Annotated in this window: 1 protein-coding gene and 1 pseudogene; one reads left to right on the top strand and one right to left on the bottom strand. The window is 41.4% G+C overall.

Features of this window, described 5'->3' with window-relative positions; translation table 11 throughout:
• Window positions 1-33: 33 nt before the first annotated feature.
• Window positions 34-375, top strand: coding sequence for a YhaI family protein (locus ACWHAR_RS27350; RefSeq protein WP_009966921.1), 342 nt, complete (start codon window positions 34-36; stop codon window positions 373-375).
• On the opposite strand, the pseudogene ACWHAR_RS27345 reads toward ACWHAR_RS27350, so the two are convergent.
• Window positions 372-701: pseudogene (locus ACWHAR_RS27345) on the bottom strand (HTH-type transcriptional regulator Hpr); the annotation flags it as partial. The gene ACWHAR_RS27350 and the pseudogene ACWHAR_RS27345 sit on opposite strands and share 4 nt — an antisense overlap.

Raw genomic sequence — 701 nt, 5'->3', positions numbered from 1 at the left:
AAATAAGATTAAAGATAGAAAGAAGTGGTGTGGATGGATTCGATGGATCATCGCATTGAGCGATTAGAATATTACATACAATTATTAGTGAAAACAGTAGATATGGACAGGTACCCCTTCTATGCGCTTCTCATTGACAAAGGGCTGAGCAAGGAAGAAGGGGAAGCGGTTATGAGGATATGCGATGAATTGTCGGAAGAGCTGGCAACACAAAAAGCGCAAGGATTTGTAACCTTTGATAAGCTCCTTGCGCTTTTTGCCGGACAGCTGAACGAAAAATTAGATGTTCATGAAACGATTTTTGCCCTGTATGAGCAGGGGCTTTATCAAGAGCTGATGGAAGTCTTTATCGACATCATGAAGCATTTTGATTAACTGTTTACAGGTTCAAGCTCTTCAGCCGGTTCATCCGCCGCACTGTCCTTTGCTTTTTTCTTCAGTTTTCCGTTTACGCTTTCAAAGTCATTGTCAATATTGGTGAGTGACGTTTCGAAAATTTCCATAAAATCATCGCCGTAGATATGGCGTATCATACACATCATTTCTGCCACTTCAGGAAATTTTCCGAATAAATGATACAAAGGCTGTGACCCTTTAAAAACAGCGTTGCGTGTCGGATCAAATTCCTCAAGCAAGCTCCAGAATACCTCGGTACCTTCCTCAGTCAATTGGACATATGTGTTCCGTTTATCATTCAGCCG

The sequence above is a fragment of the Bacillus sp. LR--39 genome (assembly GCF_053613335.1).
This window is presented reverse-complemented; position numbering and strand designations above follow the sequence as displayed.